The 1,987-nt window shown below is 68.4% G+C and carries 1 protein-coding gene; it reads left to right on the plus strand.

Features of this window, described 5'->3' with window-relative positions; genetic code table 11:
• Positions 1-176 precede the first annotated feature (176 nt).
• The gene (locus tag DLJ47_RS30935) at positions 177-1,877 is read left to right on the plus strand and encodes an IS1634 family transposase (protein ID WP_109905325.1); all 1,701 of its coding nucleotides are present in this window, start codon (positions 177-179) and stop codon (positions 1,875-1,877) included.
• Positions 1,878-1,987: the final 110 nt, after the last annotated feature.

The raw sequence follows: 1,987 nt of genomic DNA on the forward strand, positions 1-1,987 counted from the left end.
ACCTGCGTTCCGCAGCTCAGCGTCGATATAGTCGGCGTTGCGGCGTGAAGGCGCAGGTCAAGGCGTTGCGGCCTGGTGGAAACCGCGAAATCGCCTAGTGACACGCCTGCCTGTGTATAACTGTTATGAGCTGCTGGTCTATGCCGGGTCTCATAGTCGGTGTACGGTCGTTCCTCGTGTACGTGAAGGCGTCGACCCGCAAGACCCGCGACGGGCAGACGATCCGCTACCTGCAGTTGGCCCACAATGAGTGGGACCCGGCCGCGAAGGCGTCCAAGACCCGGGTGTTGTACTCGTTCGGCCGTGAGGACCAGCTCGACGTGGCCGGTATCCGCCGCCTGGTGGACGCGTTGTCGCGGCTGCTGGCCCCGGCCGACGCCCTGGCCGCGGCCGCGCCGGCCGGGTTGTCGTTCGAACAGTCGAGGCCGCTGGGCGGGGCGTGGCTGCTCGACGGGCTGTGGCGCCGTCTGCGTATCGACACCGTCCTGCGGCCGCTGGTCGGCTCGGCGCGGCGGGAGGTCGACGTGGAGCGGGTGCTGTTCGCGCTGGTCGCGAACCGGGCCCTGGCGCCGTCGAGCAAGCTGGCCGCCGCCGAGTGGATCTGCCAGGACGTGCACCTGCCCGGCCTGCCACATGTCACCGACGACGCCTGCTACCGGGCGATGGACCAGCTGATCGAGGTCGAACCTGCGTTGACCCGCGGTGTCTACGACCAGATCGCCGACCTGCTCAACCTCGAGGTCGACCTGCTGTTCTTCGACACCACCAGCACCTACTTCGAACTCGACGAGGCCGACGAACCGCTGTGGCGCGACGCCTTGGGCAAGGTCGTGGCCGAAGGCGACCCGGCCGCAGTCAAGCAGGCCGGGTTCCGCACGCATGGTAAGAGCAAGGACTCCCGCGACGACCTGCCCCAGGTCGTGGTCGGGATGGCCGTCACCCGCACCGGCATTCCCGTGCGGGTGTGGTGCTGGCCCGGCAACACCGGCGACTCCGCCCTGATCCGGCAGGTCAAGACCGACATGCGCGAGTGGAGCCTGGCCCGCATCGTCTGGGTCGCCGACCGCCGCTTCGCCTCCGCTGAGAACCGCCGCTTCCTGCAACAGGGCGGCGGGCACTACATCCTCGGCGAGAAGCTGCGCGCCGGCACCAGCGAAGCCGACGCCGCCCTCGCACGGCAGGGCCGCTACGCCACCGTCGCGGACAACCTGCAGGTCAAGGAAGTCAACATCGACACCGACGACCGGTTCGTCATCTGCTACAACCCTGAGGCCGCCGACCGCGACGCCGCCGTCCGGACCCGGCTGATCGCCCAGCTCACCGACCTGATCGACGACACCGACCGGCTGTCGGCCACCAAACGCGCCGAGCTCCGCGGCGTGATCTCGACCAAGCCCGGCCTGAACCGGTTCCTGCGCGTCACGCCCAAGGGCCTGCTGCGCATCGACCAGGCCAAGGTCAAGGCGGAGCAGCGGCTGGACGGCAAGTACCTGCTGCGCTGCTCCGACCCAACACTGTCCGCCGAGGACATCGCCCTGGGCTACAAGCAACTGCTCGAAGTCGAACGCGGCTGGCGCGACATGAAGACCACCCTCGACCTGCGCCCGGTGTTCCACCACCGCGAGGACCGCATCCGCGCCCACATCCTGCTCTGCTGGCTGGCCCTGCTGCTGATCCGGGTCGCCGAGACCGAAACCGGCCGCACCTGGACCGCGATCCGCACCGAGATCGACCGGCTGCACCTGGGCGTGTTCACCGGCCCCGCCGGCACGTTCGCCCAGCGCACCGAGCTGTCCCAACCCCAGAAGGCCCTGCTCACCAAGCTGAAGATCACCGAACCGCCTCGGATCTTCGACGCCACACCCGCAACCGCCTGACCTGCAACAACACAACTGCCTAGTGACACGCCCAGTCACCGGGCCTACCGGCGTTTGCCCAGCTCAAACCCCAAATTCGCGGACTATATCGACGCCGAGCTGCGGAACGC

Origin of the sequence: Micromonospora sp. S4605, from assembly GCF_003176715.1 — a bacterium.
In the GTDB taxonomy this organism is placed as follows: domain Bacteria; phylum Actinomycetota; class Actinomycetes; order Mycobacteriales; family Micromonosporaceae; genus Micromonospora; species Micromonospora echinaurantiaca.